A 26,506-nucleotide genomic window follows, 5' to 3' on the forward strand; every position below is an offset into this window, starting at 1 on the left:
CGCTTCGCCCGTCCCGGCCACCTTTTGAAGACCAGGAGTTTTGAAATGGGTATTTTTTCACGCACCCGTGATATCATCGCCGCCAACGTCACCGACCTGCTCGACCGGGCGGAGGACCCAGCAAAGATGATCCGCATGATCATCCTGGAAATGGAGGAGACGCTGGTCGAGGTGCGCGCATCGGCCGCCCGCAACATTGCCGATCAGAAGGAAATGCGGCGGCACATCGACAAGCTGCAAAAGCTCCAGGAAAGCTGGATGGACAAGGCGCAGCTTGCGCTTTCCAAGGACCGTGAGGATCTGGCGAAGGCTGCTCTGATCGAGCGGCAGAAGGCCACTGAGATGGCAGACCAGCTCACCTTGGAGATCGAGACGCTGAATGAGGCGCTCAAGGCGAATGAAGAGGATATTTCGAAGCTTCAGGCCAAGCTACGCGAGGCACGCTCGCGCCAGAACAGCATTGCTAGCCGGATGGAAAGCGCTCAAAATCGCCTGCGCCTCCGGGAAATGCATTCCGGCGACCATGTCCAGGACGCCTTCTCCCGCTTCGAAATCCTGGAACGGCGCGTTGATATGGCCGAAGGCCGCGCCGATGCCGCGAGCCTGGGATCGCAGCGGAAATCGTTGGAGGAAGAGATCGCCGACCTTGAGACTAATGACAAGGTGGAGGCTGAACTGACCCGACTAAAGATCGCGCAACAGCAGCAGAAGGACTGATCGCATGGAAGACATTCTCGTCCCCATACTTGTCGTGGGCATGCTCTTCATCGGACTGCCCTGGCTGATCTTCCACTATGTCACCAAATGGAAGACCGCCGCGACCCTTACCACGGACGATGAGCGCCTGCTCGACGACCTGCATGACACGGCCCGGCGGCTGGAAGAACGTCTCGCCACGATCGAACGTATCGTTGCCGCTGACAATCCCGACTGGCGCCCGGCTGGCCCGATTGCGTCTGCGGACTATGATCTTGACCGGAGAAATTGAGATGACCGCTAGCCGTACCAAATTTTACCTCGACAAGCAGAACGCCAAATGGCTGGGCGTCTGCTCGGGGATCGCCGACTATACCGGCCTTGACGTGCTCTGGGTCCGGATCGGCGCGGTGCTGATCACGCTGATGGGGGCTTTTCCCTGGACGCTGATTGCCTATTTTCTGGCCGCCTGGCTAGCCCAGCCCAAACCATTGGGGCTGTATTCGAGCAAGGAGGATGAGAAATTCTGGCAAGGCGTCCGCACCAATCCCACACGCAGTACGCGCGACGTTCGGGCCAAGTTTCGCGACATTGACCGTCGGATCGCCGATATCGAAATGCACTATACCAGCCACAACAAACGCTTGGCGGATGAGATCGACAGCCTGCGCTGAAGAGGAAACTGGAAGCTGCGGTTTGTCGAAAGGCCTTGGACGCTCGTCGAAACGGCCAAGGCCAACTTGGAATTCGTCTGAAATATCAGATAACTGATCTACCGCTCGCCCCACAGCTTTTCCAAAGCGGCACCAGCCGAATCAGGGGAATGAAAATGCCTGACTCATATGCCTATCTGATCGCGGCCATAGCCGGCATCACCGCCGTCACCCTTCTATGCCTTACCGCGTTGCGCGCTTGGCAGGGATGGCTTGATTACAAGAAGGCGGAACTGAACCGGCCGGCAACCGATGATTCCATCCCGTCTGCCAACACACGGATTGAACTGGCAGATCTCAAGGAACGAATTCGCAAACTTGAGGCGATTGCCGCGGGCGTGGATATCTGACTTCCCCCTTTCCATAAAATCTTCTTAGACAAGCTGGTTTGGAATGATTATCTCGCAGTCATGAATGCACTCACTGAACTTTTTGGCGAATATGAATTTCTGGAAGCCGATGATCGTTACCGGCTGCTGATAGATTTGGGCAAGGCGCTGGAGCCGATGCCCGATGCTCTCAAAACCGACGCTACACTCGTGCGGGGCTGCTCAGCAGCTGTTTGGGTCTATCCCACTATCGGCGAGAACGGCGCCCTGCATTTCCTTGCAGACAGCAACGCCGCCATTACCAAGGGCATCATCGCGCTTGTCCTTCTTGCAGTACAGAACCGCCAGCCCGCAGAGATCCTGGCCATCGATATCGCAGGTGCGCTGGCCCCTTTCGACCTGCGGAATCAACTCAGCTCCAATCGCACGCAGGGCATCCCCAATATGATCGCCCTCATTCGCGCCACGGCAGAGCGCTACGCCTGATCCCTAACATTGGTTTTGAACCTTTGCATTGCAGCGGACGTCACCCAGCCCGCGCATTTTACCGGCAAAAGGGGAACCGTGATTGTGAGAGGTACTTTGGTCCTTTGGACCGCATTGGCCATAGCAGGCTGCCGCGATAAGGCGGACGGCAACAACCCTGACGTGGCCGATGTGAGGCCAGCGGTGGATCTTGCATTTAAGCCGACCATGAATCACCTGGGCCCGCTCGCCCACAATAACGGTGGAATTCCGACGAAATTACAGGGAGGTTGGGGAATGACAGCTGCCGATTGCACATCCAGCGTGGAGACGCAAAGGGCCTGCACCGCGTCCAACCGCAATTTTATGACGCGAAGGCAATATTGACGGAAATCACTGCAATCTTCGGCACACATTATAGCTGAGTTTGCCTTCATCGGCGAAGGAATGAACTGGACAAGGCGCACGAGCCTAAAGAGCCAAGCCGGCGGAACGACCTTAATCCGTCAGGATTGGGAGGAGGAAGCCGCGCCAGACCCATTCCTTATAACCGCTGTCATGGGTGGCATGTTTTATTTTGTGGTAACCCACTCAGTTTCGTGCCGCTGAAACCTCGATAGGCAGCTTTCATAGCCGGGCAGATCCGCCCGAAGACCAGGCAAAAGAAAAGGGGCCGACCAATGGTCGACCCCTCCAGTTCATTCAGCCTTGAGGCTGTTATTACATGCCCGAACCAGGACCGTAGGTGATTTCCACCCGGCGATTCTGCAGTTCGCGGACACCATCGGCGGTTTCGACGCGCGGAGCGCTTTCACCGAATGCTTCCGTGCTGATCACACCGTCGGGAATACCCTTCGACGTCATATAGGCACGGACGGCATCTGCGCGGCGCTGAGACAGGCCGACGTTGTACGAAGCCGAACCCGACTTATCCGCGTGGCCCGCCAACATGACCTTGGCGCTTCCGCAATCTGCATAAGCCGTGGCCGCGTTGTCCAGAATGGTGGCGGCATCAGGTGTGATGTCCGACTTATCCCACTCAAAGAACACGATGTACGGTCCAGGTGTGCAGACCGCTGCTGGCGCCGGAGGAGGCGGTGGCGGCGGAGGAGGAGGCGGTGGCGGTGGTGGCGGAGGAGCAGCTTCCGGAGCCGCACCGAAATTATAGGTGAGGTTCGCCAGAAGGCTGTGCGACCGGAACCGGGTTTCGATGTCCGAACCATCGAAGCCGACCACATCGACATTAGGTGCATTGAAGAAGCGATATTTCAGACCGGCGTCAATGTTGCTGGTCAGCGGGAACCGGATGCCCGCCAGCGCCTGCCAAGCAAAACCAGTGTCCGTGTCATAGACTACGCCTTCGGTGTTCTGGCGAATTCGAGCCACACCCGCACCGCCGCCGATGAAGCCCTGAAGACCATCGTCGGGACCGAAGTCCAGCAAACCGTTCAACATGAAAGCGAGAGCGGTGTTGTTGCTCTTCGTGCCGCTAAACGGGCCCGCCGGTCCTGCCGGATCTACGGTAAATTCATCGATTGTCGCACGACGATAGGAAACTTCCGCTTCAGCACGGAACGGTCCGAAGTCATAACCGATTTCGCCGCCAACATCATATCCGATGTCGTCGTCGATGGAGCCCTGATCGCTCAGGCCATCAATATCATAGTCATGATCTTCGACCAAGACGGCGCCGCCGTCGACGCCGATATACCACGCGTTGTCGCGGGCAAGAGCCGGAGTGGCCAATGCTGTGGTCGCAAGTGCCGCAGCGAGGGCAAGCTTCCGCATAGTATTCCCCTTTCCAAATTGTCACGATGGACTGCGGTAACCCTCTAATGGGAAGAAAGTTTCCGCGCAAGGGCACAAATTGCCATTCTGTTGCCAAATTGCCGCAGTTTTTCCACGATTTTATAAATAATGCGAAGACGTTTTATTCGCTTACTTCGATCAGTCCATGGTTTTGCAAGGCATTTAGAATGGCTAAGATTGCAGCTCTGGCTTGGCCATCGATAAGCCCTCCGCCCGAAGGAGCGGAGATTGCGGCCTGCCTTGTTCCCAGAACTTTAACATTCGATAAGAAAATACCCGCCGGCCTTATTGCACCTCTTGTCCAATACCCGCCGTCATAGGTGCAATCCAATGCTTCGTCTTCCACATGGACCCTCATTCCATCGCGTGGCGTAATAAAGCGCCAGCCTCCGGCGGTCCAGCAAGCAAGTGCTCCGGCTCGACCGCCCCACGCACCTTGGGGGGAGGTCCCCACGATCCAGCATTGGCCCTCGACCAGCGCCGCCGGTGGCTCGTTCAACTGGGCAGAAAGGGCATGTGCATGCGTCAGGATGTCGACCAGCGTCAGGGCTTCATTATGATAAGCCTCCTTCTGTGCTTGCCCTGCATGCAAATAGGGCAGGTTGAAACGGGGTGTGACATCTTCAGGCATTTAGGGACTCCTCCGTTAGTCAAGCGAACTTCATGTAGGGTCAAGTCAGGCTTAGGCGACAAGAACGGCGCGCGTCGGGATGCTGGCGCCCATCGCCCCCACCTGAATCACCTCCACCGTCAAGGGTCCCAATGCTGTGTCCTCTGCTGCCATGGCGGCGCTGTAGGAAAATTCGGGAAATATCGTCTCGGTCGTTCGCAGCACCGTTTCTCCGGCCAACACCCGCAGTCGATAGCGTTCGAATTCCTCACCCAGCGGCGCATCAACATGGTCCATCCATGCCCAACCCACCCGGCTGCGTCGCGTCCAGCGAACAGTCCTGTTACCGCCAGCATCGGGCGTGATGGTCAAATGCACTGGCGATGGTGGTTTCAACGCGGCGCCCATGACCCTCAACTGGGCTTCCGCAGGCTCCAGATCCCCTAGCCCGAGCGCCAGCAAGGTCACGGTCCCTCCGGTGCGGACATAGGCGTCGGGCACCATCGTCAGCGCGTCCGCCTCATCAGCAGGAAATCCTCTCCGATTCCATGCATCGCGATCGCCCATTCCGTCCCCCGTCGTCCCCGCAACAGCCGGCTGAGCCGATATTGTCGTGGCCCCAGTCGAACCGCTCGCCCGAATTGCAGCAACTCCTGCCCCAGAAGGCAGAGATTGGCTCCTCGCAGCAAGGCATCGTCGCTGGCTCCTGCCAAAACCATGTCCGGCGCGAGCAGCTCTACGTCCAACGCCGTGACATCATCGAAAAGCACCGCGCCGACCGCTGCCGGTACTGACAGTGACGTGCCCAGAACCGCCGGTGCGGCGGTTTGGCCAATGCCCACTATCTCATCACCCTCCTCGACCGAAAGCGAAGCCCACCGCCAACCGGTCGAAGCGCCGGCTGCCGCCGCCACGACCGCAGGCACGGTCGCCGCGCTGTCGCCCAAGTTTGGCAAATCCGCTAACAATATCCGCGTGGGCCCGTGCGGCGCGTCCGCCTGCCGCACGACGGATCCTGATGATGCATCGACGCTGATGGAAGTTCCTGCCGAAATCTGGCGGAGCGAAAGCTTCACCGCCATTTTTTCCCATTGCAGCGCTTCTATGGCCCACAGGCCCGGAACATCGTTCACCGATATGACGCCGCCTGGCGCGCGCGCCAGTTCCCGCCAGCCACAGATCACTTCCAAACTGGTCCGCCCTTTCCAAAGCATGGCGGTCCTGGCGACCGCCAGCCGCTTTGCCTGGTGCGCTGAAATGACTGCGGGCAAATCGATTTGCGCCTGTTGGCGTCCAGCGCCGGGCCGGGAGGCGCGTTGCAAGCCGGCCTGATAGTCGCGCCCTACGTCATAATGCCTGATGGAGAGACTATGAGGAACCAGCGCGGCGGCCTGCTTTACCGACGTCATCGGTACGACATTCTCGCCATTCACGCGCTTGGCAAGGGAGTGCGAGCCGATCTCGCTCACCGCCGCAACAGTGCTGTCCAGCGTCAGCCCATCGGCACTTGGCCGCACTCTCATTCCATAAGCGTTTATCAACGGTTCCATTGCATCGGCGACGCTAGGACCCGATGCCGCATAACCGCCCACCGCATCATCGCCCGCCCCATTCAGCAAACCGCCTGAAAGCTCTGCGCCGATGTCCGCAACTTCAACCAGCCCTTCGTCAGCCACCACCTCAAAAGTGAGCGACGGAATACGGTTGCCATAGTCGCCAAGCTGCATATCCTCGAACAAGGCGTACGCCATGCCCCGATAGCTCGGTGTGAAGGCTACGCCCTCCGCCGACGCTACCAGTTGAGCCGCCGGTTGGTCAGGATCGCCGGCAAAAAGACGGAAGCCGCCGACTTCGCTCTTGAAATCTCCAGCCCTGCCGCGAAGCAGGTTGCCGTCGGCCCAGATCCGTTCCACTCGCAATAGCCGTCGGCTCGACAAAGCTACGGCAAAGCTGGCCGAATAGCTGTAGGTTGTGACGCTAGGCTTTCCCTTGCCTCCGCCGCTCTTCTTCTTTACTCGTTCAGGTCCGTCGCCCAGATCACCGTACCTGCAACGCGCATCTTTCCGAATATACGGGGCACCTGGCTGCCATAGGTGGACGTCTGTATCTCCAATCGGTCCAACCGGGGACCTTCGCGGCCTTTGGGCTTGAACAGCACGTTCTGGTCCACGACCTGCCCCAGCACCGCCCCGATCGTTCCGCCCAGCGGCCCGCCCAGCGCCGTGCCCACGGCCGTCAAGATGAGAGTAGCCATAAAACCTCACAAAACGATGGAAGAAAGGCGGCTCAAGCGACGAGCCGCCATATCGTCAAAACTGGCCACGGGCTTTCGCCCGGCACTTCGACCACTCTGCGCAGTCCTGCATGAGCATGCACAAACCCTGCGCCGGTGAAGACCATCAGATGAAATTGTCGCACCCCCGCCTGGACCAGCACGACATCCCCCCGCCGCATCTCGTCCACGCTCGCAAGGCCCGCGGCCTTCATCCAGGCAAGGATCTCGTCCAATCGTCCCCCACGCAGGGCATAACGATCCGGAACCGCTGCCCAATGCCCTGCACGGCGGGCCGCCAACGCCACAACACCCACGCAATCCAGGCCCGTCTCGGCCGATCGCCCATGCAGGCGGAAAGGCGCGCCAACCAGCGCCAGCGCCTCCTGCGCCAGAACGCAGCCCCTGTCCGTCATCATCAGGCTCCTGGATAGCGGGTCAGCAGGTCATTGCCCGGCAAATGGGGTTCGCCGCGAAAGTTCAGCACATTGCCGAACCTGCCGGCACAGGTTTCCAGCCGCTTGTCGCATCCCTCGACCAGTTCCGCCAAGGTTCCCGCCTCAACGACAAAGGCCGGGGCATCCGCCAGCGTCACACTGGCCCCGTCCGAAGCGAGTACCATCTGCACCAGGCCGCTATTGGGTCCTGTCAGCCAGCGCCACCGCCCGAAGGCATAAGCCTGGGCGGCCAAGCCACCGCCCGCCGCCACCACATGCTCTCCATCGACCGAGGCAACCCGCACGATGCGGCGGTGTCGGCTTATGTCGATGCGGCAATCCCGATCCCCCAACTCCGCCCGGCAATCCGGCGAAGTCTCAGGTGCAACCGGACCATCGAGCATCGCCACCTTGCCCCTCAGTTCGGCAGAGAAGGCCTGCCCTTGCCGCTCCACCGTGCCGAGTTCGCCTCCGGCCAGCTGCAGCCACATTTCACCGGGGGCGCTCCAATCGGTGAGGTACAGCCGCACGGCCGCTCCGTCCCAACGCCCCGCCTCCAGATCGGCGGCCGAGATGATGTCCGCCGTCAGCGCGCCCTTCACATCCATGCTGTCGACCTCCAGGCCGCTCCTAATGCTTATCGCCGACGGCAGCATCCCCGGCGCTGCCTGATAGACAAAGCCGTCCACCACCAGTTCCCGGTCATGCGAAGTCAGCCCCACGCTAACTCCATCCCGACGATCCAGTCTCCAGCAAAAAGCAAGTCCGCTCAGTTCCTGGTCCAGCGCTTCCATAGACATGACCGTTTCCCCCAAACACCTTACCTAACCTCTTCCCAAAACCCTCATTCCCGCACCTCGATCAGCGGCACGGAAACCGCTTCTCCCGCTGCGAAGGTCGCGCGGTTGACCTCAAGCACATCGTCTGCAAAGCGCACCGGCACGTCGAAACGGAATCCAGCGGTCAGCACCAAGCCCATGGCGGGAGCCTCGTCGAATGCGATCACGCCTTTGCCCACATGGGTCCAGCCGTTCGCCGCGATACCGGCCTGGGCCACAGAAATGCTGCCTGCCCTTGGCCGCGTGATAACCCGCTGCTGGGCTTCCTCTCCGGAACCATAATATTTGCAGAGCTGGAAGCTGGTCGTCACCCCGTCGCCAATACCCAGCCGCTGGTCCAACATGGACGGTGCGCCCCCGAATTCGCAGCTCCGGTCATCGAACGGATCGGCAAAGCGAAACCCCTTCGCGGCACCCCTTCGCGCCCGGAAAAACGTGATCAGTTCCGCCAGATCCGCTTCCGACCTTACGCCCGGTCCAGCATCATAGCGCATCCGCGCATCTGCCCAGTCGCTGCTCCGCTGCTCATGCCCTGCCTGGCTCTCGACCACCTGTGTCGAAAAGCAGGGCGCGACGCTCGCCTCCCGCCCCAACGCCAGCGGAAAGACCACATCGTCAAACGCTTCCACGCCTTTCTCCTCCCCGATCCGGAAATAGGTAAAGCCATCCCGGCAAACCTGGGGCAACGCCCAGACGAACGTTGCCGCCGAGCCCCTGGCCCGCGCCGCGTCCGCCGCCGCAGCGATCAGTCCCCACTGCGCCTTGTCCTGAGGGCGCAGCACGAAACCCGAAAAATAATGCTGCTCTTCGACGGTATAGCCGAGCCGGGCCGTCATCGCCGTCACGCCCTTACCCGTCCGTCCGGAGCGCCCCTCCGTTACCCAGTCATAATCTTCCAACTGCAGCACATCGAAGGCGGGGCGCGACCATTCCGGCGGCACATTCGCCCGCTTGGCATCCGGCGCCTGAGGATCGAGCACCGTGGGAAGATAAACCAGCAGGTACGTCTTCGCGCCCGGCGCCTCCGCCTTCACTGACGCGACCAGCGCCGCCGTAGAACTAGCCAGCAACGTTCCCGCTTGGTCGAGCAGCGCCTTCTGCGCATTATCCAACGGAGCGCGCACATTGGGAATGGACACCAGCGCACCGCCAAAGGCCGCCTTCGCCGCATCGTCATACAGGCAGATGCGCCCATCACCCATGATCCACCACCACGGCTCTCCCACCTGGAATTTTACCGTCATTCCAGCGTCACGGGCGATTGCGGCAAAAGCCCTCCCGACCTGGCGCAAATAGCTCATCGCGCCCGAATGGGCCGGCGACAGCAATGCCGATGGCCGGTCCCAGCCGGTGAGCGCCGGGTCGCCATTCTGCGCCCGCTGCTTCCAGTCGTTCCAACAATGCTCGTTCAGCAATTCATAGGACAGCGACAGGATCACGCCGAACCCCAGCGCCTTGGCCCGGACAGCAAAATCCCGATGCCAGGCTGTACACGGCGCATTCAACGCCCCGCCCGCCAGGCTGATGTACAAGCCTCCGTATATCGGTTCGAGCCGGAAATAATGGCTCATTCCCACATAATAATTGATGTCGCCGCGATAGCCCAACGCCAGGGCATTGCGCAGCACTCGTTCCGGCGTCTGGTTATAGGCATCGTCATAGCCCGTCGCCATCGAAAGCCGTGCTCGGGCAGCATGACATCCCCCCGCTCCAGCACTGAGCCGGAGCCCTCACAGACAATCTCGGAAATCTCCACCCAGCCTTGCACCGGTGCGTTCAGAAAGGCGTCACTCCCGTCGAATTCCGGCGGCACTAGTGAAATGAACATTCGGTCCACATCGCCCGCCCACACGGGACTTGCTTCGGACGGCAGCAGGAAACCCCCATCAAGGGCGCCAAAATCAAGCGAGATAATCGCATCTTCCGGCGATCCATCGGCATAGTTCCAAAGCCGGACATACCAGCTCCGCGCTGCTCCCGAAGCATCCCGGCCCTCGATCGTCAATGTGGGCCCATTAACGGCATTCAGGGACTTTATCCCCGCCGAGCGCCATCGGAATTTCAGCTTGCACCGCCGGTAATCGCGGTTCGTTTCATAGGCGAGTAGCGGATGATCCCACTTGTCGACGCTTTCCCAGATCAGCCCCGCAAGATCGTCCTTGCGGTAGAATACCGCGTCGGTGCGCAGCGACTGGGGTCCGGTCGTCACTACCCCCGCCATCATGGGTCGGGGAAAATTGACGGTCCAGAGGTGCGGCGCAAAGCGTTTCACAAATCCGGACTCCCGCCCCTTCCGGTCGATCGCCAGCCAATAAGCCATGATTGGGTCCTATGAATTGTTGCTGTTGGCAGAACAGGCACTCCGGAAAGCTCAGCCTGCTTATCCCTCCAGGGCCCGCCGCACCGCTCGCGCCACTTGCCGCGAACTCCTCGCCAGGGCTTCGGGAGCGCCTCCCTGCCCCGCGTTCACATTCACCGTCACCCGCACGTCCCGCGCAGGCGCAGCGCCGTTCGGCATCACCTGCCCGCTCGCCGTCGGCACGAACAATTCCGGCCCTCGCTCACCGACCATGTAGGCCCGCCCCGGCGACACCGGCCCTCCTGTCGCCCCGCCCGGCAGACCCAATGCCGCAGACAAGATAGTCCCGGCGCTGCCGATCAAACCGCCGCCGCCACCGCCTCCGAACAGGCTGCCTATGCCGCTGCTGATGGCGGATTGGGCGATCTCCGCCATGGCGGCCATCGCCACCCGGCGCAGATCCTCAAATCCCAATTTGCCGGTTCGCACCGCGCGCATCAGGGTGCTCTCGATCATGCTTCCCGCCTGTTCCGCTCCTTGCGCAAGCGGACCCTGCAACAGCCCGCCCATCGCCCCCACGTCGCTGGCAAAGCCCTGCACGTCTGCGCGCACGCTCACTACCAGCCGTTCGATTTCCTCATCCATCGGGAAACATCTCCATCAGCTTTGCAATATCGCCTAGTTCGGGTGGCCCATCCCCGTCCCGCGCCCGCTCCATCTCCGCAAAAATCGCTTGCAGCTCCATAGGCGTAGCGCCCCAAAACTCCGCCGGCCGCCATCCCAGCAGCAGCGCTGCAAGCGCAAAAAGGCGCGTGGCGGAGCCAGAAAAAAGCCCTTCTGTTTCAGGGGAAGACATTTACCGCCCCATCAATATCTGTTTCAGCACCGCGCGAAGCATCGGCGTGGCTTGCGCCAATCCCATTGCCAGGACCGCCTCACCCAGCGCTTCCCGCGTCAACCAATCCGGCCGCATGTCCACGGCATGCCAGAACAGCACCGTCATCTCACTTAGCCGCAGCGCCCCGGCCGCCGCCCGCTCCACCAGGGCAAAGAGCGGCCCCAGCTCCTCTTCCGCCGCCACTAGCGCCTGAAAGGTCGGCCGAAGCACCAGGGCTTTACCACCCACATGCAACACCGCCTCGCCCCGCGCCCTGTTTGCCTGTCCTGTCATTGAAACCCTCTCCGTCCCGAGCGAAGTCGAGGAAACACCACAGCCAGCCTCCCTCGACTTCGCTCGCATCAACGGAACGGAGAATGGCGGAACGTAGGTGACGGAAAGGCGCTATTCGCTCACTACCGCGCCCGAACTCTCCAGGCTCATGGTGTAGCTGCGCTCCCCATTATAGTCGCCGGCGTAGTCGAGCCGCGTCACCAGAAAGCGGCCATGCATCCGTTCGCCACTTTCAAAGCTCAATTCATAATCGTCGATAGCCCCGGACAAGGCATTGCCGCGCACCCGCACCTCCGCCACGGACCCTGTAAATATGCCTGCACCCGACACGCTCACCGACCGCACGCCCGCGCCGGTAAGGAGTTCTCTCCAGCCGCCGCTATCCTTGTTCGTTACGTTTACGGCTTCCCCATTCACGCTCAACTGCGTGGTCCTCAGGCCTGCCACGGTCGCATAGACGACCGGCGTGCCTCCGTTGCCGATTTTCAGAAGGAAAGCACTTCCCTTTTCCGCACCCATGGAGCATTCTCCCTTAGTCAAAAACAATAGGTAGAGAGGTTTTCTAAAATGCTGTTGTCCGCACTCAGCTTTATTGCCTTCGCGGCGGCCCAGCCGGCCGACATGATGGTGAAGACGCGGGACGAATATGCGGCCTGCCTACGAAAGGTCATGGTCGATGAACTGGACAAGAAGACAGATCCCGCCGCCTTCGATAAGGCATTGAAGCCCGCCTGCGACAAACAGGAAGCCGCGTTCCGAAGCGCCGTCATTACCGCCGATAAGGCCGATAAGATGTCGGATGCCGACGCGCAGGAGGACGCTCAGTTCCAGGTCGATGATTATCTCGACAAATTCCAGAGCAGCTATCGCGACTATCTGGAATCGAACACTCGTCCGGGTTGAGCGAGGGTTTCCTGCCTGCCATTGAATACCATGTGCCCCCTGCGCTGCCGAAGGCGGGAGCACATGGATTTCCTATGCTTCCAGCACCCGAACGCGATATTCCACCAATCCCGCCCATGGCGCATTCGCATCCCGAACCACTCGAGAGCGCCAGAAATTCAGAGTCACCACTCGCCAACCATCAAGCCCAGTCGCCATTCTTTCGATCGCCGCTTCCATCTCCCGCATCAAAGCATGTAGCCGCGCCGCACGGTTGCCATCATCCCACACCGTCACCGCCAGCCGGATTTCCCGCCCACGCCCGCTTTTGTGGCTCCAGTCCACAGAGGGACTTTCCGCCATCGCTACATAGGGAAAGCACGCGCCAGCAGGGGGACCGTCAAATATGCCGCTGACGGCGTTCGCCAATGGCGCGTGCGCCCGCATTGCCGCAACGGCCGCTTTCTGTACTGCCATCACCGCGCCGCTCATCCGCTTTCTCCCTTCGCCAGCAGTCCGATTGCACGTAACCGCACATCGCTCAGCATTCGCCGCAACAACCCGTGCCCGAAAAGGACAACGCCATCCTCGAAGGCTTCCACGCTAACGCCAGGGGGCAAATCCTCGCCCGCTCGCTCCGCCAGTCGCGCGATTGCCCGCACCCTCTGTGCCTCAGCGCTCTTCTTGCCTTGCTCCATCAAGCGCTCGAACATGGCTGTTCCTCACATCGGAGCGTCACGACATCCTGCGCGCGCGGGTCGTCATCCACCCGCCGCACACGAAGCAGGCGACCCCGCCAGGTCAACCGGCAGTCGAGGCCAAGGCCAGCACGCCGCCGCAGCGTAATCGCCCAGCGGATCTCACCCCGGGCCGCTCCACCACTCACTTCCAGACCAGCGCCATCAGGCGCAACGCCTGCCCAGACCTCGGCCTCCTGCACCCATTCCGCGGCGCTGCCGCCAAGCTCATCGCGTGCATCGGTCCTCCGCTGGATAATTACCCGCTCGAGCAGCAGGCCTGCCACTTCCGCCGCCATCACCCTAGCCTCATCCGTCGCCAGGGCCGCCACAGCGCGCTCACCGCTGCCGGAGGTCCGCCGCCGTCGCCATCCCGATGCGTGAACATGTGCGCCGCCAGTCGTACCGCCCCCTGCCGTATCGCCTCGGGCAGTCCCGCCCAATCCAGGGCAAGGCCTGTGCTAAAAATCACATCAATGCGGCCCGCCGCTCCCGGTTCGATCACTCGCACCCAACCATCGCCATTGGCGTCAATGTCGACCCCATAATTGGCGCTTGGCATTGGGAAAACTGGGCCCTCGGCGGGTACGCCCATCACGTTCGTGATCGCCCGCACAGGTGTCAGGTTTAGCCGCTGCCATTCGCAGCCGGCGGACAATCGCTGCGTCTCCTCGCGAACGACCAAGGCTTGCCCGATAAAGCCTTCTCCAAAGCCAATGGCGCTGCGAACCAGCCGATCGACCAGCGCATCTTCATGGCTTGTTTCCAGCCGAAGCCAAGCCTTCACCTCCTCGCGCGCGCCTTCCAGCGCCGCATTCCCAATCGGCATGCACTTCTTCCTTTTTTGATGATTGCGTTGGCCAAACATCCCTCTCCCATGGGGAGAGGGTACGAAGGCCTGGCGGCTCGGCCGCCTAGCCGAAGTTGGTGAGGGGTAGTGCCCCGTCCATGACGTGGAACCCCTCACCATGAATTCGGCTTCGCCTCATTAAGGCTCGATATCCCTCTCCCACTTGAAAGGGATATGGCTTCAGCTGGCCGCGAACTTCATCAGTTTGATCGCCTCGCTGTTCGCCACGGCGCCGCCAACCCGTTTCACTGCATAGAAATGCACGAACGGTTTGTTGGTGTATGGATCGCGAAGGATCGTCGTTGCGCTACGCTCCGCAATGACATAGCCGGCTTTGAAGTTGCCAAAGGCGACCGACAGGCTGTCCGTTCCGACATCGGGCATATCTTCCGCTTCAATGACGGGGTAACCAAGCAGCGTGTCCGGCTGTCCGGTCACCAGTCCCGGCTGCCACAGAAAGGCCCCGTCGGTGGTCTTGAACTTGCGGATCCGTGCCAGGGTTGCCGAATTCATGACGAACGTCGCCCCCTGCCGATATGGCGCCCGCAATGCCTGGACCAGATCGATCAGCTTGTCCTGCGGATTGGACGCGGCGAAGGCCCCCGCCGCGCCCGAGGCCACATATTGCAGCGTCCCGAACGCTCGCACATTGTCGGCCTCATTGGTCACCGTGCCGGTCAGGAACCCCTTGGGCTGATTGGTGCCCGTCCCATTTACAAAGGCCGCGCCCTCAGCCCTTGCGAACTCCATGGCGATCTCTCTCGCCAACCAGCTTTCGACGTCGAACTGGGCATCGTCCAGCATCGCCTGGCTGGCTGCGGGATTGGCGAACAATTCCCCGGATGGAGGAACGATCTCGCGGAACACCGGCGTGGCGGTCATCGCCCGCGCGCCTGTCTCCGAAGCCCAGCCGGACGCTGCGCCGCCGGTCGTAACCAGCTTGCGGTAACCGGCCGACCCGGTCTGCACCACATTGGCAATGGCGCGGATGGGTGAGATGTTCTTCAAGGCAGCATCGATCAGCGCATCGATTTCTCGTGGCACCGCATAACCGCCGTCAGCACTTGTCGCGCCGGAAAAGCTCTTCAGCTCCACCCCGGCCTCCAGCCCCTTGCGCAGATACCGTTCGACAAAGGCCGCCCGCTGCGGATCGTCCGCCGCCGCCTTCACCCCGTCCAGCGCCGGGCGTTGCGCCGCCACTACCTGCCCCTTCAATGCGGACACATCCGCCTCCAGGGCAGCAATCTTCTCCGCCTGAAGAACCGCATCAAAGCTTTCTTCAAGCGCATCCGCCTTCACTTCATACATAAACGTCTCCCGCACACAAAAAAATACCCTCGCCCCAAGGGGGAGAGGGATAGAAAGCCTTGGCAGCTTGTTGCCCAGGCATAGTTGGAGAGGGGGTTACGCCCTCTTGGAACGCGCTATTCCCCCTCCACCGCATGCACTCTCGCCAGCGGTTGCATCGGAAAAGTCACCAAACTCACTTCCACCAGGTCCAGCGCGCGCAATTCTCGCGGCCGCCCCTCCGAAGCCTCCCGCACCCGATAGCCAAAGGAGAGACCGTTCACCGCCCCATCCTTCAGCAGCGCCGCCGCCTCCCGCCCTGCAGCCGTGCGCCCGGAAAGCTGACCGATCACTCGCAGCCCGCGCGCATCCTCCCGCAGATAATCCACGGTCCCGATTACCGCCTCGGGCTTATGTTGCCAGAGCAACGGCACCCGCTTGGCGGCGCCTGCAAACGCCCCTCGTCGAACCACGTCCCCGCCCCGATCCACACGGTCAAACACCGCCGCATAACCTGCGAACCTCAGTCTTCCTTCCTCTTCGACTGGGGTTAGGAGGTTGGGCTTATTAGTATTTTCTGACATCATCACCCCCTCAAGATCCCGAACACCCCAACCCTCACCGCCACTGCCATCAGCAGCATCGCCAGTACTCCGCGTACGATCCAACCGATCACTGCATTGCGCGCCGTCCGTTTCGCATCCCTCCATGCGCCCAATAATTCCCGCAGCTCCCGCACGTCCTTCTCCGCCCCCGCATCCGACAGGCCCAGCCGCGCCAACGCCCGCCCTGCGCCCAGTTCGCTTGCCTCTTCGATAAGCGCCCGGACCGTCACCAGCCCGACGCCGTCCTCCTCCGTCTGCGCGATCAGCCGCGCCAGCATATCGCCGTCGTTCATGATCGTTCCTTTCCCTTGGTCTCTTCTCCGGCTAAACCGGTCCGATGATCCGCTTTGTGATCCTGGCCCTGCTGATCCTGCTGACTGCAGCGCTCGTCTGGCTGTGGTGGTCGGATTATGTGCTGATCGAAAAATGCCTGGACCATGGCGGACGCTGGGATGCCGACAAGCGCGTCTGCCGGATTTCCGTCACCCCACCCCCAACATCGCCCGCTTTTCTTCCCGTGTAAGGAAGTCCGCCGCTGTAACCCGGTCCCACAGGGTCCCCCGCTCTTCCGCCAGCGCCGGCACCTTGTTCAGGTCCACGGCCAGCCGCACCCCCGGCATCCACGGAGCGAGAGCCTGCGATATTCCGCCCAATATCTTTTCGGAAAGCGGCAGGATCGTCTGCCGCCACAAAGCGCGATTGGCCTCGCGATAATTGGCATAGGCATTATCCCCCGGCAGTCCCATCAGCATCGGCGGCACTCCGAAGGCGAGCGCAATCTCCCGTGCCGCCGCCGCTTTCAGCCCCACGAAATCCATTTCCGCTGGCGACAGGCTCATCGCCTGCCATTTGAGGCCGCCCTCCAGGAGCATCGGCCGCCCCGCATTCACTGCACCCTGGAATGCCGCCTCCATCTCCGTCTTGATCCGGTCGAACTGCTCGCCCGACATCACCGCACCGGCTTCGCCCGGATCATAAACCAAGGCACCCGATGGGCGCGCCGCATTGTCGAGCAGCGCCTTGTTCCACACAGTCGCTGCATTATGGATCGCCACCGCCCCCGCGGCGGCCCCGGCACAGCCCAACCCATAATGATCGTCCAGGGGGTGCAGGCTCTTCAGATGCACGATAGCGGCCCGGCCCACCGCATCCTCGCTCATCATCCGGGTCACATTCTCACCAACCCGGTACAGATAGGCCATCGGCCAGCCCCGCGCGTCCGCCTCGACGCTCACCCGCTCCGGGCGCAGCGCAAACAGCTCCGCCACCTCGCCATCGCCGCCGGTGGCCAGCTGCACATAGGCATTGCCATGCAACAGCAGATGCGCCGCCAAAGTCTCCACCAGCCCCTGTCCGGCCGACCGCGCCTGCGCCAGCGCCAATGCCCGATCCCGATCGGCCGCGCTGCCGCCCTCGGCCACCAGCGCTGCGCCGCCGACCGACTCGCTCACCAGCCGCAAAGCCCTCTGCGCCACTGGATTGCCCAGCGCCCCCGCCCGCACCTGCGCCTCATAATTGGCCGGCCACTCCCCCAGCGGAGCCCCCAGCCACCCGAACCACCCACGCGCCAACACCGGCCGCCGAGACGCCTCGGCGGACTTCTTCCCAAACCATTTCATGATGCACTCCCAATCTTCCTCCCCATTGGGGGAGGATACGAAGACTTGGCCAAAGGCCTAGTCGCAGTTGGAGAGGGGCTCTGCCCTTTTGATGAGAGAGAAAATCACAAAACCCGCACCCGCGCCTCGCCCCTTGCGCTGCCCAGCATCAACTCGCTCATCGCCCAGACCATCGCATCCGCCCGGTCCGGCGACCTTCCCGGCCCCTCATATCCGCCCCCCACCAGCAAGCCGCACATCTCATCCTCCAACTCCGGAAATGCCCCGCAGTGCAGCGCCTTTCCCGCCTCATACAGCGCCGCCACCGGCTCGGCTCGCGCCACCTTTCCCCGCGACGCATGCACCAGCCGCACCGGCAAGCGAAAGTCCGCCGCCCGCAGCACGCTTTCCACCATAGCCCCGCCATTATTGGCCTCGGCGATCACACGATCGGCCCCATGCGCCTGCGCTGCTTCCGCCACCGCGCGCGCCCATCCCTCGGGCGAGCGTCCCGCAACGCTGGCGTCCGCCACCACATAAGCCCGCCCGTCAGCGCACAGGGCCACCGCGACGATCCCGCAAGCATCGCCATGCGCGCTCGCCGGAGGATCGACCGCCACCACCATTCGCCGCACCGCAGGCGCCGCACCGCAGGCGCCGCCCGCACCCGCCGGCGCTCGATCAGATCGCGGCTCCACAGCGCCCCCTCAATCTCCTCGATCAGTTCCCCATCCAGTTCTTGCCGCCCTAGCCGCGTGCCGCGATAGCCTGCTTCCATCGCGCGCAGGAACGAACCAGGCAGGTTCTTCCGGTTCTCTCCTGTCCGGCGTTTATGCCAGATCAGCGTGACGATGTCAATACAATTTTTACCTATATGGTTATTATTATCCTCTCCAGTGGGAGAGGACAGCGAGACTTGGCGGCTTTGCCGCCTAGTCGCAGCAGGAGAGGGGCTGTACCCCCACGGTGGCGTGGAACCCCTCTCCAACTCCGACTAGGCCTATGGCCAAGTCTCCATATCCTCTCCCAAAGGAGAGGACAATTGACGCCCTCCGCCACTCGCGGCTCTCAATATATGCAATATCTCTTCCAAGACCCCGTGCGTATTCTGCAATACATCATTGTTCCAGAACCTCAGCACGGTGTAACCGCTTGCTTGCAGCGAGCGGGTGCGCGCCTGATCCTCGGCGGACCGCTCCGCATGTTGACTGCCGTCCAGTTCGACAATCAGACGAGCGCTCGAACAGAGGAAGTCTGCAATATGCCGACCCACTGGAGCCTGCCGCCGGAATTTATATCCTTCAAGTCGCCCAGCACGAAGATGATGCCAGAGCCGAATTTCGGCATCCGTACTGTTTTGACGCAGGGTTCGAGAAAGATCTGTCAGAGGTTTTCCGGCCATGAAGCTTTCTATAAGCGTGAACGGCGATTTTCCAACCACTACCCTTCAGAATTCGAACCCCTCGCCCGCTGGCCGGAATACTCCTCCTCTCCTTTGGGAGAGGACAGCGAGACTTGGCGGCTCTGCCGCCTAGTCGCAGCAGGAGAGGGGCTATAGCCCACAGCAGCGCGGAACCCCTCTCCAACTCCGACTAGGCCCATGGCCAAGTCTCCGTATCCTCTCCCAAAGGAGAGGAGCCTTCCTACGCCGCCGCCCACCAGCTCTTGTGTCCACCGGAACCCAGCCTTTAGCTCCGCGTTTCCCGTTGATTGATGAGCGAGGGGTAATTCGAAGGGCCCTTGTACGGCCTTACCTCCAATAGGAGAGGTGCGATGATCATCCCTCATTTCCCGTCGGCTGCACGCGGCCTATGCCTTGGCGTAGCGATCGCCGCGCTGACCAGTCCTGTATTGGCGCAGAACGCCCCTGAAGAAATCATTGTGTCCGGACGATATGGGAAAGTGCCTGACAGCGTGCAGTCCCTTTCCCAGCCGGTAAGCTATGCGGATCTCGATCTTAGCAAAGATAGCGACCGCAAGATCCTGCGGCAGCGTATCAGCCTGACGGCGCGATTCCTGTGCGACAAGCTCGGCGAACCGGCTACCGCCGCTCCGCCAGCGCCTTCCTGTCGAGACGCAGCGGTGGCCGATGCGATGCGCCGCGTCGACACGACGGAAGCAGGCTTTGCACCTCGCGGTACTACCTGGGTACGCGGGCAATCCTGGAAGGCGCCCTATCCCGAAGACTGGCCGACGAAATATCCGTAATGCGCGACTATGGGTCGTGGAATGATGCACGGCCCATTGCTCTCAGGTGCGGAGCCCGTGCACTGCGCGCAATACCCGGCGCGCAGGACGCGGGGAGCAGCTTTTCCTATCCTAACCGCGCGGCATGCCAGCGCAGGTGATCCTCCATGAAGGTGGAAATGAAAAAATAGCTATGGTCGTATCCCGGCTGCGTCCGCAGGGTCAGCTTAATGCCCGCCTTCTCGCACGCGGCCTTCAGCAGTTCAGGCTTCAACTGCCCCTCAAGAAAGTTGTCCGCGCCGCCCTGATCCACCAGTATGTCGTCCACGCGCGCGCCATCCTCAATCAGCGCGCATGTGTCATATTGCCGCCAGTCCGCCCTGTCCGGCCCGATATAGCCGGTCAGCGCCTTCTCCCCCCAAGGGCAGTTCAGAGGCGAACTGATCGGAGAAAAGGCCGACACGCTCTTGTACTTTCCGGGGTTTTTAAGCGCGATGGTTAGCGCCCCATGGCCGCCCATTGAGTGGCCGAAGATCGACTGCTGCGTCATGTCCGCCGGGAAGTGCGCCGCGACGATCTCCGGCAGCTCCTGCGTCACATAAGCGAGCATGCGGTAATGTTTCGCGAACGGCTCCTGCGTCGCGTTCACATAGAAACCTGCGCCCAGGCCGAAATCATAGGCCCCTTCCGCATCGTCCGGCACGCCCTCGCCACGCGGGGAGGTATCCGGGCACACTACGATCATGCCCAGTTCCGCCGCGACCCTGCGATACTCGCCTTTCTCCATCACATTGGCATGGGTGCAAGTGAGGCCGGAAAGATACCACAGCACCGGCAACGTCGTCCCCTCGGCATGCGGCGGCACGAACGCGGCGAAGGTCATGTCGGTGCCGGTCTCGCGGGAGGCGTGCTTGTACACACCCTGCACGCCGCCAAAGCTTTTGTTGGTGGAAAGGGTTTCAATGGTCACGTTTTCGCTCTTCTTATCGTTCGACCCATAGCGTTGCTGCGTGTTGATCCCAGGTCAATACAGCACGACACTCCGGATGCTTTCCCCCGCATGCATCAGGTCGAACGCCTTGTTGATATCATCAAGCGGCATGGTGTGGGTGATCAGGTCGTCGATATTTATTTTTTTGTCCATATACATGTCGACGATCTTGGGCACGTCCGTCCGCCCCCGTGCGCCTCCGAAAGCCGAACCCTTCCAGACGCGACCGGTGACCAGCTGGAACGGCCGGGTGGATATCTCCTTGCCGGCCTCTGCTACGCCAATGATCACGCTTTCGCCCCATCCGCGGTGGCAACATTCCAACGCTTGCCGCATCACGTCGGTATTGCCAGTGCAATCAAAGCTATAATCCGCGCCGCCATCAGTGGCATCGATCACCGCCGCGACCACCTTGTCGAAGCCCACTTCTGTTGGATTGATGAACTGCGTCATGCCAAACTTCTCAGCCATGGCGCGCTTGCCCGGATTTACGTCAACGCCAATAATCCTGTTCGCCCCTACCAGCCGAGCGCCTTGAATGACGTTAAGTCCGATCCCACCTAGGCCGAACACCACGACATTCGACCCCGGCTCGACCCCGGCCGTCCAGATCACCGCGCCAACACCAGTGGTAACGCCACATCCGATGTAACAAATCTTGTCGAACGGCGCGTCTTCACGGATTTTGGCCACTGCGATCTCGGGCATCACGGTGAAATTGGAGAAGGTTGAACAACCCATATAGTGATACAGCGTCTCTCCGCCCAACGAGAAGCGACTGGTGCCATCGGGCATCAAGCCTTGCCCCTGGGTCGATCGGATCGAGGTGCAGAGGTTGGATTTCTGGGAAAGGCAAGTCTTACACTCCCGGCATTCGGGCGTGTAGAGCGGGATTACATGGTCGCCCACCTTCACCGAGGTCACCCCAGGCCCAACCTCCCGCACGATTCCCGCGCCTTCATGCCCCAGGATTGACGGGAATATACCTTCGCTGTCCTTCCCCTCAAGCGTATAGGCATCGGTATGGCACACGCCGGTCGCCATGATTTCAACCAGGACTTCGCCGGGTCGGGGTCCGGCCAGCTCCACCTCATGAATTTCAAGCGGTCGGTTGGGCGCGACAGCGACGGCGGCTCTGGTCTTCATGGGCATCTCCCTGAATGGTGCCTGCATAGTGGCAATGATGGCCCTTACTAGCGATCATGATTGAAGCTTCAAATAAAATGTTCAGGGATTATAATAGGCCGTGCCTATCAATGATCAGACGGCTAGATCAGGCTCCGACCTACTAGTCCTGGCCAGCTACTATTTGGCACCGCACGCAGCAAATCACGCACGAACAGAGTCAGTCGTGCAAAGCTACTTTCATCATTCCCTTCCACAGAGAACCTGGCCAACAGCCCGTCGGGGACATATCCCGCCACCGCCATTCTAAGTCTGGCGAGCCGCTGTTCCGCGCTGTTGGTAGGCAAAGAGTCCCCGACCCGCGTCCAGTAAAGGATCGACTCCGTTCTGCCCGGTCCGACAGCAAGAAGCTCCCTGGCCGGCAGCATTCCAGTCCCAAGCCTCAATCCAACCGCCCGGCTTTGCTCGATCCGATAACCAAAGGCTGGATAGCAGGTTTCCGGCCGGTGCAACTGCAACAGGTCGCTTTGGGTGCTGCCATAGGCCATCAGCATCATGACAGCGTCATTGCTGCCGTTCCGACGATAAATGCGGGATAGCGTATCGGAGTACAGAATATCAGCCAGCTTACCTTGGGTCTTAGGCTGCAAAAGCCTGTCCGATACTTCCGACAACCAGCCTCCGAAACGGTCGGGCACGATCGTCGCCAGTTTCGAACGCCCCAAAAGGTTCAGCGCCACCCGCGGTTCCAGCGACCAGGCAGCGCCCGCGGCCATCAGGCCCGCGCCACCGGCCAGCACCTCTCGCCGGCTCACCATTGCCAATACCTTGTCGACCGGGTCAACAGCGCATCAATGCCGAAGATCAGCAGCAAGGCCAGGGCAAACATAAGAAATCCGGCCGTGAAATGCAGAAATCCCTGCGCAACGGCATCGCCATAGCCCCAGGTGAGCAGCACCAGCAGGCTGATCCGCACCATATTCGCCGATATCGCCACCGGCACCACCAGCGCCACGAGCAGCAGCGCATATCGCCACCGCGCTCCGTGCAGAACATAGATGTAGAACAGGCTGGTCGATATCAAACCCATCAGGCTGTTCATCCCGGCGCAGGCGTCCTCCACCAGAAGTTGATAGGATCCGATATATAACGTAACCCCTTCGCGAAACACCGGAATTCCCGCGCCGCGCATCAGCGCCGTTGCGGCTTGCGATACAAATGCCTTCAGAGGCTGAGTCGCGTGATCCAGTGCCCATCCCGGCAGTGGGACCAAAAAGGCCATGTAGACCAGCAGAAACCAGTGCTTCCTTATGGCGTCCGACCCAAAGCGCCCATAGAACAGGGCGCTTAACGCCAACATCAAGGCGCCGGCCTCCAGAAAAAGAAATCCATAGGCCCGGCCGAAGACGTAAATCGGAAGAGCAGCGAAAAAAATAGCTGCAGCAAGCGCTGAACTGCCCGGCCGGGCTTCCCAAATCAGGTCCGGCCACCGTTTCCAGAAGAGCCACAGACCGGTCGCCAGCACGATGGGACCGTGGGCGCCTGCCTCGGTGGACCAAGACTCCCGGCCCAGCGAAAAGATGGTGGGAATGACCATTGCGCCAAAGCCAGCCAGTGCGAACCAGAAACCGAGGGACGCAGGGTTCAACCATGATGCTGGCAATGTGAAGCCATTCGCTTCGGCCCAGGCTTTTACCCTCGCCAGATCAGTACTCATTCAACACGATGCCGGTAATTCCAACCCGGCTGGCGGTCAGCTCCGTCATCAGCCGGTCGGCATCGCTCATGAAGCTCACATGCTTGCGAAGGACGACCAGGGAATGCCCAGCCGCCGAAGCGATCCTCAATGGGTCGGCATAGCGATTGGCCGGCGGAGTATCGATGATGACGATATCGAAATCCCGCATCCACATGGCCATTAGCGGCTGGAACAGTGGCCCAGACAGCTTTTCCAAAGCCTCCGGGTTCGCTCCACCCGAATATAGCACCGACAGATAGGGAATGACATTGGGCTGCACTTGATCGGAATGGTTGCCCCCGCCGGACAGGCATTGGGACAGCCCTCCCACCGGCTGATGCGGCACGATGAAATTCTGGATCGACGGACCACGCATATTGGCATCGACCAACAGCGTGTTTGCCCCCATTCGTGCGAATGCGACTGCAAGATTTGCGGCTATAAAACTGACGCCGGCTTGCCCCGAAGGGCTGCAAAGCGCAATGGCCCGGCGCCCCCGCCGCAAGTGCCTTTCTATCAGTTGCGTGCGAAGCGACCTTAGCGCCTCTACCTGCGGGCCGTCGCGACCCGCAGCCAGGACAATTTCAGGGGAAAGCGTAAAGCCCCATGATATATTCCGATGGACCTGCTGGAGTGCGCCGGGAACGTCCAATAGCAATTGGCTCATGAACCCAATCCCCCTTTGGCATAGCGCGGCCACAACAACGTCCGGCTGCGCGCGATAAAGCCCTGCCGGAATTGTTCCTCGGGCGGAACCATTACCGCCAGCAATGGCACGTCAAAGCCGTTCACCACATCGCCCGAACACCGAACTCGCCGCGCGAGCAATTCCACCAACAAGGCTGTCAGCGCTCCGAAAGCAAGCCCCAGCACCGCCGCCCCGATCAGGATCAGGGGCCTATTCGGGAAATAGGGTTCGGGCGGAGCCACCGCATTGCCCAAAACCGTAAGGCCGGTCTGGTCCGCCTCCGCCTCCTGCCTAAGCGTTCCAATGCGTTCATTGATTTTGGCGAGTTGAACGCGCTGCAAGTCCACCTCGTCCTTCAGCTTGCGAAGCTGCCCCAACTTATCGCGCTGCCCAATCACTTTCGCGCGCTGCTCCGCCACTTCGCGGCCGATCGTTGCGGCGGTTGTCCCGGCGGCCCGTGCGGCGGTCGCGCTTGCCGAATTCGCCGTCGCCATTTCACGCGCTGCCTCGGCGGCGAGAATGCCGCGCTGCTGCCTCAATGCCTGCATCTGGGGGTGGCTGGGGCCCAGCCGCTCGGCGGATTGGGCGATCGCGGCGTCGATCTGCGCCAATTGTGCCGTAGAGCCCGACGATAGAGGCATCGCTGGCACAGCCATTGGTGCGACCGGCGCGCTTGCCGCCGCCAGCGCCGCCAGCCGCACGCTGTCGATGTCGCTATTATCCTCCTGCAGGATCAGGTCATGTTGCTTTTCGAACGCCGCTTTGGCCTGCTCCGCTTGGGCCAGCCGGGCACGAAGCTCTGCCGCCTGCCGCTCGAACCACACGACGTTGCGCCCCGCTTCCTCCCGCCGGGCAGCCTGGCTGCTGTCCACATAGGCATTCCGCAGCGCATCGGCCACGATCCGCGCAATTTCGGGATTGGTGGAGCGATAGCTGATTTCCAATATATTGGTCCCAAGGACCAGATCCGCCTGCGTGCGCGCGATGATCGAATCGGCCAGCCAGCGCCGGAAATCGGTTCTCCGTTCGGGCGGCAGCTTCGCAAACTCAGCCTGCAGCGCCGGATCGCCAGCCATGCCGAGCCGGTCCACCACTTGTCCCGCGACACGATAATCGCGCACCAATTCGCTTTGGGTCTTGGTGTAGGTCCGCGCAAAATTGGATGAGATCACCTCGCCCGTCACCGGGTCAGGCTTTATGAAGTTGAGCATGATCCGTGAAGTGGCTTGATAGCGCGGCGGTAGCAGGAACGCGACCAGGCTCGCCCCGATCAGCGATCCGCAAAGCGATAGGGTGATGAACGCCCGCCGCGCCCATAATATCGCGAAAAATTGCTGGATGCTCATCAGAAGTAGCGCTCCCCCACCACCACGACATCTTCCGCCGCGACGAGGCTTTCCAAAGCCGCGTCCTTCACCTGCTTGCCGCCGCGAAAGATCTTCACCCGTTTGTCGGTGCCGAGCTGCGTCAAACCGCCGCCACGGGCAAGTGCCTGGCGGATCGTCATCCCCTCGCGCAGTGGATAAGCGCCCGGCGCGTTGACCTGCCCATAGATAAAGAACTGCTCGGCATCGGGAACGAATATTTTGTCGCCCGGCAACACCTGCGGATCGCGCTCGGTCCCGCCCGTCGCCAGCGCTTCTATGTCCAGCCGCATTTCTTCGCCGGAATTGCGGCGAAGCGTCACATGATCAGCTCCATTTTCGCGCTTACCACCTACCCGCGCCAATATTTCGGACAGGCGATAGGATCGGTCCACCGGCACCAGACCGGGGTTGGCCACCGCGCCAAGCACTGTCACATTGCTGCTCGCATAGGACACGATGTCCACAATGACTTGAGGCTTTACGAAATAACCGGCGAGGGCCAGTTTCGTACCGATCTCGCGTCCTAATTGCAGCGCGGTCCGATCCGCGGCCTTCACGCTTTCCGCATAGGGCAGCAGCACCGTACCATCCGCTTGCACCTTCACGCGTGTCCGATAGTCAGGCACGCCGACAAGCGAAACCTCAATGACGTCGCCCACGCCAACAACATAGCCAGCGTCGGTTGTTGCTGCGGCAGCGTTCTCCTCGGCAGCTGCGGGACCCGATAAAATCAGTCCCAGGAGCGACAGTCCCATAATCACGTCCAATAAAAATTGACGCGGCCGAATATTTTGCGGCAAAGCCATCCCAA

The 26,506-nt window shown here is 61.2% G+C and carries 35 protein-coding genes and 2 pseudogenes; 8 read left to right on the plus strand and 29 right to left on the minus strand.

All coding sequences use genetic code 11. The features are described from left to right. Positions 1 to 45: 45 nt before the first annotated feature. The 5 genes from pspA (at position 46) to HNQ99_RS10025 (ending at position 2,224) form a co-directional block, all read left to right on the plus strand. Positions 46 to 717, plus strand: coding sequence for a phage shock protein PspA (gene pspA / locus HNQ99_RS10005; protein ID WP_184475515.1), 672 nt, complete (start codon positions 46 to 48; stop codon positions 715 to 717). Between the two features lie 4 nt (positions 718 to 721). Then, positions 722 to 988, plus strand: a complete 267-nt coding sequence (pspB, locus tag HNQ99_RS10010; protein WP_184475516.1) for an envelope stress response membrane protein PspB — start codon at positions 722 to 724, stop codon at positions 986 to 988. A 1-nt stretch (position 989) separates the two neighbouring features. Next, complete coding sequence (gene pspC, locus HNQ99_RS10015) at positions 990 to 1,370, plus strand: envelope stress response membrane protein PspC (RefSeq protein WP_184475517.1); 381 nt, start codon at positions 990 to 992, stop codon at positions 1,368 to 1,370. A 155-nt stretch (positions 1,371 to 1,525) separates the two neighbouring features. Next, the gene (locus tag HNQ99_RS10020) at positions 1,526 to 1,759 is read left to right on the plus strand and encodes a hypothetical protein (protein WP_184475518.1); all 234 of its coding nucleotides are present in this window, start codon (positions 1,526 to 1,528) and stop codon (positions 1,757 to 1,759) included. A gap of 60 nt (positions 1,760 to 1,819) precedes the next feature. Beyond that, entirely contained in the window at positions 1,820 to 2,224 is a 405-nt protein-coding gene (locus HNQ99_RS10025; protein WP_184475519.1) for a SufE family protein, read from the plus strand. A 699-nt stretch (positions 2,225 to 2,923) separates the two neighbouring features. On the opposite strand, the gene HNQ99_RS10030 is transcribed toward HNQ99_RS10025, so the two are convergent. The 12 genes and pseudogenes from HNQ99_RS10030 to HNQ99_RS10075 form a co-directional block, all read right to left on the minus strand. After that, positions 2,924 to 3,991: an OmpA family protein gene (locus HNQ99_RS10030; protein ID WP_184475520.1), complete on the minus strand. Its 1,068-nt coding sequence runs from the start codon at positions 3,989 to 3,991 to the stop codon at positions 2,924 to 2,926. Between the two features lie 142 nt (positions 3,992 to 4,133). Next, positions 4,134 to 4,643, minus strand: coding sequence for a DUF2793 domain-containing protein (locus tag HNQ99_RS10035; protein ID WP_184475521.1), 510 nt, complete (start codon positions 4,641 to 4,643; stop codon positions 4,134 to 4,136). Between the two features lie 51 nt (positions 4,644 to 4,694). Continuing rightward, positions 4,695 to 5,189 (minus strand): hypothetical protein, encoded by a 495-nt coding sequence (locus HNQ99_RS16640; protein ID WP_246414890.1) that lies wholly within the window; start codon positions 5,187 to 5,189, stop codon positions 4,695 to 4,697. Further along, positions 5,129 to 6,535, minus strand: a complete 1,407-nt coding sequence (locus HNQ99_RS16645; protein ID WP_322790356.1) for a phage tail protein — start codon at positions 6,533 to 6,535, stop codon at positions 5,129 to 5,131. Before HNQ99_RS16645 ends, HNQ99_RS16640 begins: the two co-directional genes overlap by 61 nt. Positions 6,536 to 6,633: 98 nt before the next feature. Continuing rightward, complete coding sequence (locus HNQ99_RS16650) at positions 6,634 to 6,876, minus strand: hypothetical protein (RefSeq protein ID WP_246414891.1); 243 nt, start codon at positions 6,874 to 6,876, stop codon at positions 6,634 to 6,636. A 32-nt stretch (positions 6,877 to 6,908) separates the two neighbouring features. After that, positions 6,909 to 7,310 (minus strand): NlpC/P60 family protein, encoded by a 402-nt coding sequence (locus HNQ99_RS10045; protein WP_184475522.1) that lies wholly within the window; start codon positions 7,308 to 7,310, stop codon positions 6,909 to 6,911. Positions 7,311 to 7,312: 2 nt separating this feature from the next. Next, a complete protein-coding gene (locus HNQ99_RS10050; protein WP_184475650.1) occupies positions 7,313 to 8,125 on the minus strand; it encodes a DUF2163 domain-containing protein in 813 nt (270 codons plus the stop codon). 50 nt (positions 8,126 to 8,175) lie between these two features. Then, positions 8,176 to 10,490, minus strand: a pseudogene (locus HNQ99_RS10055) (DUF2460 domain-containing protein). 60 nt (positions 10,491 to 10,550) lie between these two features. After that, positions 10,551 to 11,114 (minus strand): tail tape measure protein, encoded by a 564-nt coding sequence (locus HNQ99_RS10060; RefSeq protein WP_184475523.1) that lies wholly within the window; start codon positions 11,112 to 11,114, stop codon positions 10,551 to 10,553. Further along, positions 11,107 to 11,325: a phage tail assembly chaperone gene (locus tag HNQ99_RS10065; protein WP_184475524.1), complete on the minus strand. Its 219-nt coding sequence runs from the start codon at positions 11,323 to 11,325 to the stop codon at positions 11,107 to 11,109. Before HNQ99_RS10065 ends, HNQ99_RS10060 begins: the two co-directional genes overlap by 8 nt. Further along, the gene (locus HNQ99_RS10070) at positions 11,326 to 11,640 is read right to left on the minus strand and encodes a gene transfer agent family protein (protein ID WP_184475525.1); all 315 of its coding nucleotides are present in this window, start codon (positions 11,638 to 11,640) and stop codon (positions 11,326 to 11,328) included. A 111-nt stretch (positions 11,641 to 11,751) separates the two neighbouring features. Then, positions 11,752 to 12,159, minus strand: a complete 408-nt coding sequence (locus HNQ99_RS10075) for a phage major tail protein, TP901-1 family (RefSeq protein ID WP_184475526.1) — start codon at positions 12,157 to 12,159, stop codon at positions 11,752 to 11,754. Between the two features lie 48 nt (positions 12,160 to 12,207). On the opposite strand from HNQ99_RS10075, the gene HNQ99_RS10080 reads away from it, so the two are divergent. Continuing rightward, positions 12,208 to 12,543 carry a hypothetical protein gene (locus tag HNQ99_RS10080; RefSeq protein ID WP_184475527.1) on the plus strand — a complete coding sequence of 112 codons (336 nt, stop codon included), beginning with the start codon at positions 12,208 to 12,210 and terminating at the stop codon, positions 12,541 to 12,543. Between the two features lie 72 nt (positions 12,544 to 12,615). On the opposite strand, the gene HNQ99_RS10085 is transcribed toward HNQ99_RS10080, so the two are convergent. From HNQ99_RS10085 to HNQ99_RS10115, 7 genes are all read right to left on the minus strand, one after another. Then, positions 12,616 to 13,014 (minus strand): DUF3168 domain-containing protein, encoded by a 399-nt coding sequence (locus tag HNQ99_RS10085; RefSeq protein WP_184475528.1) that lies wholly within the window; start codon positions 13,012 to 13,014, stop codon positions 12,616 to 12,618. Beyond that, positions 13,011 to 13,235, minus strand: a complete 225-nt coding sequence (locus HNQ99_RS10090) for a hypothetical protein (RefSeq protein WP_184475529.1) — start codon at positions 13,233 to 13,235, stop codon at positions 13,011 to 13,013. Before HNQ99_RS10090 ends, HNQ99_RS10085 begins: the two co-directional genes overlap by 4 nt. Beyond that, positions 13,220 to 13,558 carry a phage head closure protein gene (locus tag HNQ99_RS10095; protein WP_184475530.1) on the minus strand — a complete coding sequence of 113 codons (339 nt, stop codon included), beginning with the start codon at positions 13,556 to 13,558 and terminating at the stop codon, positions 13,220 to 13,222. Before HNQ99_RS10095 ends, HNQ99_RS10090 begins: the two co-directional genes overlap by 16 nt. After that, positions 13,558 to 14,088 carry a head-tail connector protein gene (locus tag HNQ99_RS10100; RefSeq protein WP_184475531.1) on the minus strand — a complete coding sequence of 177 codons (531 nt, stop codon included), beginning with the start codon at positions 14,086 to 14,088 and terminating at the stop codon, positions 13,558 to 13,560. Before HNQ99_RS10100 ends, HNQ99_RS10095 begins: the two co-directional genes overlap by 1 nt. A 201-nt stretch (positions 14,089 to 14,289) precedes the next feature. Then, positions 14,290 to 15,417 carry a phage major capsid protein gene (locus HNQ99_RS10105; RefSeq protein WP_184475532.1) on the minus strand — a complete coding sequence of 376 codons (1,128 nt, stop codon included), beginning with the start codon at positions 15,415 to 15,417 and terminating at the stop codon, positions 14,290 to 14,292. Between the two features lie 116 nt (positions 15,418 to 15,533). Beyond that, a complete protein-coding gene (locus HNQ99_RS10110; protein WP_184475533.1) occupies positions 15,534 to 15,980 on the minus strand; it encodes an HK97 family phage prohead protease in 447 nt (148 codons plus the stop codon). A gap of 2 nt (positions 15,981 to 15,982) precedes the next feature. Beyond that, on the minus strand, positions 15,983 to 16,294 hold the full coding sequence (locus HNQ99_RS10115) for a DUF6127 family protein (protein WP_184475534.1): 312 nt from the start codon (positions 16,292 to 16,294) through the stop codon (positions 15,983 to 15,985). 44 nt (positions 16,295 to 16,338) lie between these two features. Between HNQ99_RS10115 and HNQ99_RS10120 the strand changes: the two genes are divergently transcribed. Beyond that, on the plus strand, positions 16,339 to 16,524 hold the full coding sequence (locus tag HNQ99_RS10120) for a hypothetical protein (protein WP_184475535.1): 186 nt from the start codon (positions 16,339 to 16,341) through the stop codon (positions 16,522 to 16,524). Here the strand turns inward: HNQ99_RS10120 and HNQ99_RS10125 are convergent. The 3 genes and pseudogenes from HNQ99_RS10125 to HNQ99_RS10135 form a co-directional block, all read right to left on the minus strand. Continuing rightward, on the minus strand, positions 16,484 to 17,620 hold the full coding sequence (locus tag HNQ99_RS10125; protein WP_184475536.1) for a phage portal protein: 1,137 nt from the start codon (positions 17,618 to 17,620) through the stop codon (positions 16,484 to 16,486). The two genes, HNQ99_RS10120 and HNQ99_RS10125, sit on opposite strands and share 41 nt — an antisense overlap. 104 nt (positions 17,621 to 17,724) lie before the next feature. Next, positions 17,725 to 18,395: pseudogene (locus tag HNQ99_RS10130) on the minus strand (phage terminase large subunit family protein); the annotation flags it as partial. 204 nt (positions 18,396 to 18,599) lie between these two features. Beyond that, positions 18,600 to 19,001 (minus strand): endonuclease domain-containing protein, encoded by a 402-nt coding sequence (locus HNQ99_RS10135; protein WP_184475537.1) that lies wholly within the window; start codon positions 18,999 to 19,001, stop codon positions 18,600 to 18,602. Positions 19,002 to 19,372: 371 nt separating this feature from the next. Between HNQ99_RS10135 and HNQ99_RS10140 the strand changes: the two genes are divergently transcribed. Continuing rightward, entirely contained in the window at positions 19,373 to 19,807 is a 435-nt protein-coding gene (locus HNQ99_RS10140) for a UrcA family protein (protein WP_184475538.1), read from the plus strand. A 106-nt stretch (positions 19,808 to 19,913) separates the two neighbouring features. On the opposite strand, the gene fghA is transcribed toward HNQ99_RS10140, so the two are convergent. The 7 genes from fghA to HNQ99_RS10175 all read right to left on the minus strand — a co-directional run bounded on the left by fghA (position 19,914) and on the right by HNQ99_RS10175 (position 26,450). Beyond that, complete coding sequence (fghA, locus tag HNQ99_RS10145) at positions 19,914 to 20,750, minus strand: S-formylglutathione hydrolase (RefSeq protein WP_184475651.1); 837 nt, start codon at positions 20,748 to 20,750, stop codon at positions 19,914 to 19,916. Between the two features lie 60 nt (positions 20,751 to 20,810). After that, entirely contained in the window at positions 20,811 to 21,923 is a 1,113-nt protein-coding gene (locus tag HNQ99_RS10150) for an S-(hydroxymethyl)glutathione dehydrogenase/class III alcohol dehydrogenase (protein ID WP_184475539.1), read from the minus strand. 122 nt (positions 21,924 to 22,045) lie between these two features. Beyond that, the gene (epsI, locus tag HNQ99_RS10155) at positions 22,046 to 22,720 is read right to left on the minus strand and encodes an exosortase-associated protein EpsI, V-type (protein WP_184475540.1); all 675 of its coding nucleotides are present in this window, start codon (positions 22,718 to 22,720) and stop codon (positions 22,046 to 22,048) included. Next, positions 22,714 to 23,619 carry an exosortase V gene (gene xrtV, locus HNQ99_RS10160; RefSeq protein WP_184475541.1) on the minus strand — a complete coding sequence of 302 codons (906 nt, stop codon included), beginning with the start codon at positions 23,617 to 23,619 and terminating at the stop codon, positions 22,714 to 22,716. Before xrtV ends, epsI begins: the two co-directional genes overlap by 7 nt. Next, complete coding sequence (locus HNQ99_RS10165) at positions 23,609 to 24,307, minus strand: CpsD/CapB family tyrosine-protein kinase (protein ID WP_184475542.1); 699 nt, start codon at positions 24,305 to 24,307, stop codon at positions 23,609 to 23,611. Before HNQ99_RS10165 ends, xrtV begins: the two co-directional genes overlap by 11 nt. Then, the gene (locus HNQ99_RS10170; RefSeq protein ID WP_184475543.1) at positions 24,304 to 25,674 is read right to left on the minus strand and encodes a GumC family protein; all 1,371 of its coding nucleotides are present in this window, start codon (positions 25,672 to 25,674) and stop codon (positions 24,304 to 24,306) included. The genes HNQ99_RS10165 and HNQ99_RS10170 overlap by 4 nt, the downstream gene beginning before the upstream one ends. Further along, the gene (locus tag HNQ99_RS10175) at positions 25,674 to 26,450 is read right to left on the minus strand and encodes an SLBB domain-containing protein (protein ID WP_184475544.1); all 777 of its coding nucleotides are present in this window, start codon (positions 26,448 to 26,450) and stop codon (positions 25,674 to 25,676) included. Before HNQ99_RS10175 ends, HNQ99_RS10170 begins: the two co-directional genes overlap by 1 nt. Positions 26,451 to 26,506: the final 56 nt, after the last annotated feature.

The sequence above is a fragment of the Rhizorhapis suberifaciens genome (assembly GCF_014200045.1).
Lineage (GTDB): Bacteria > Pseudomonadota > Alphaproteobacteria > Sphingomonadales > Sphingomonadaceae > Rhizorhapis > Rhizorhapis suberifaciens.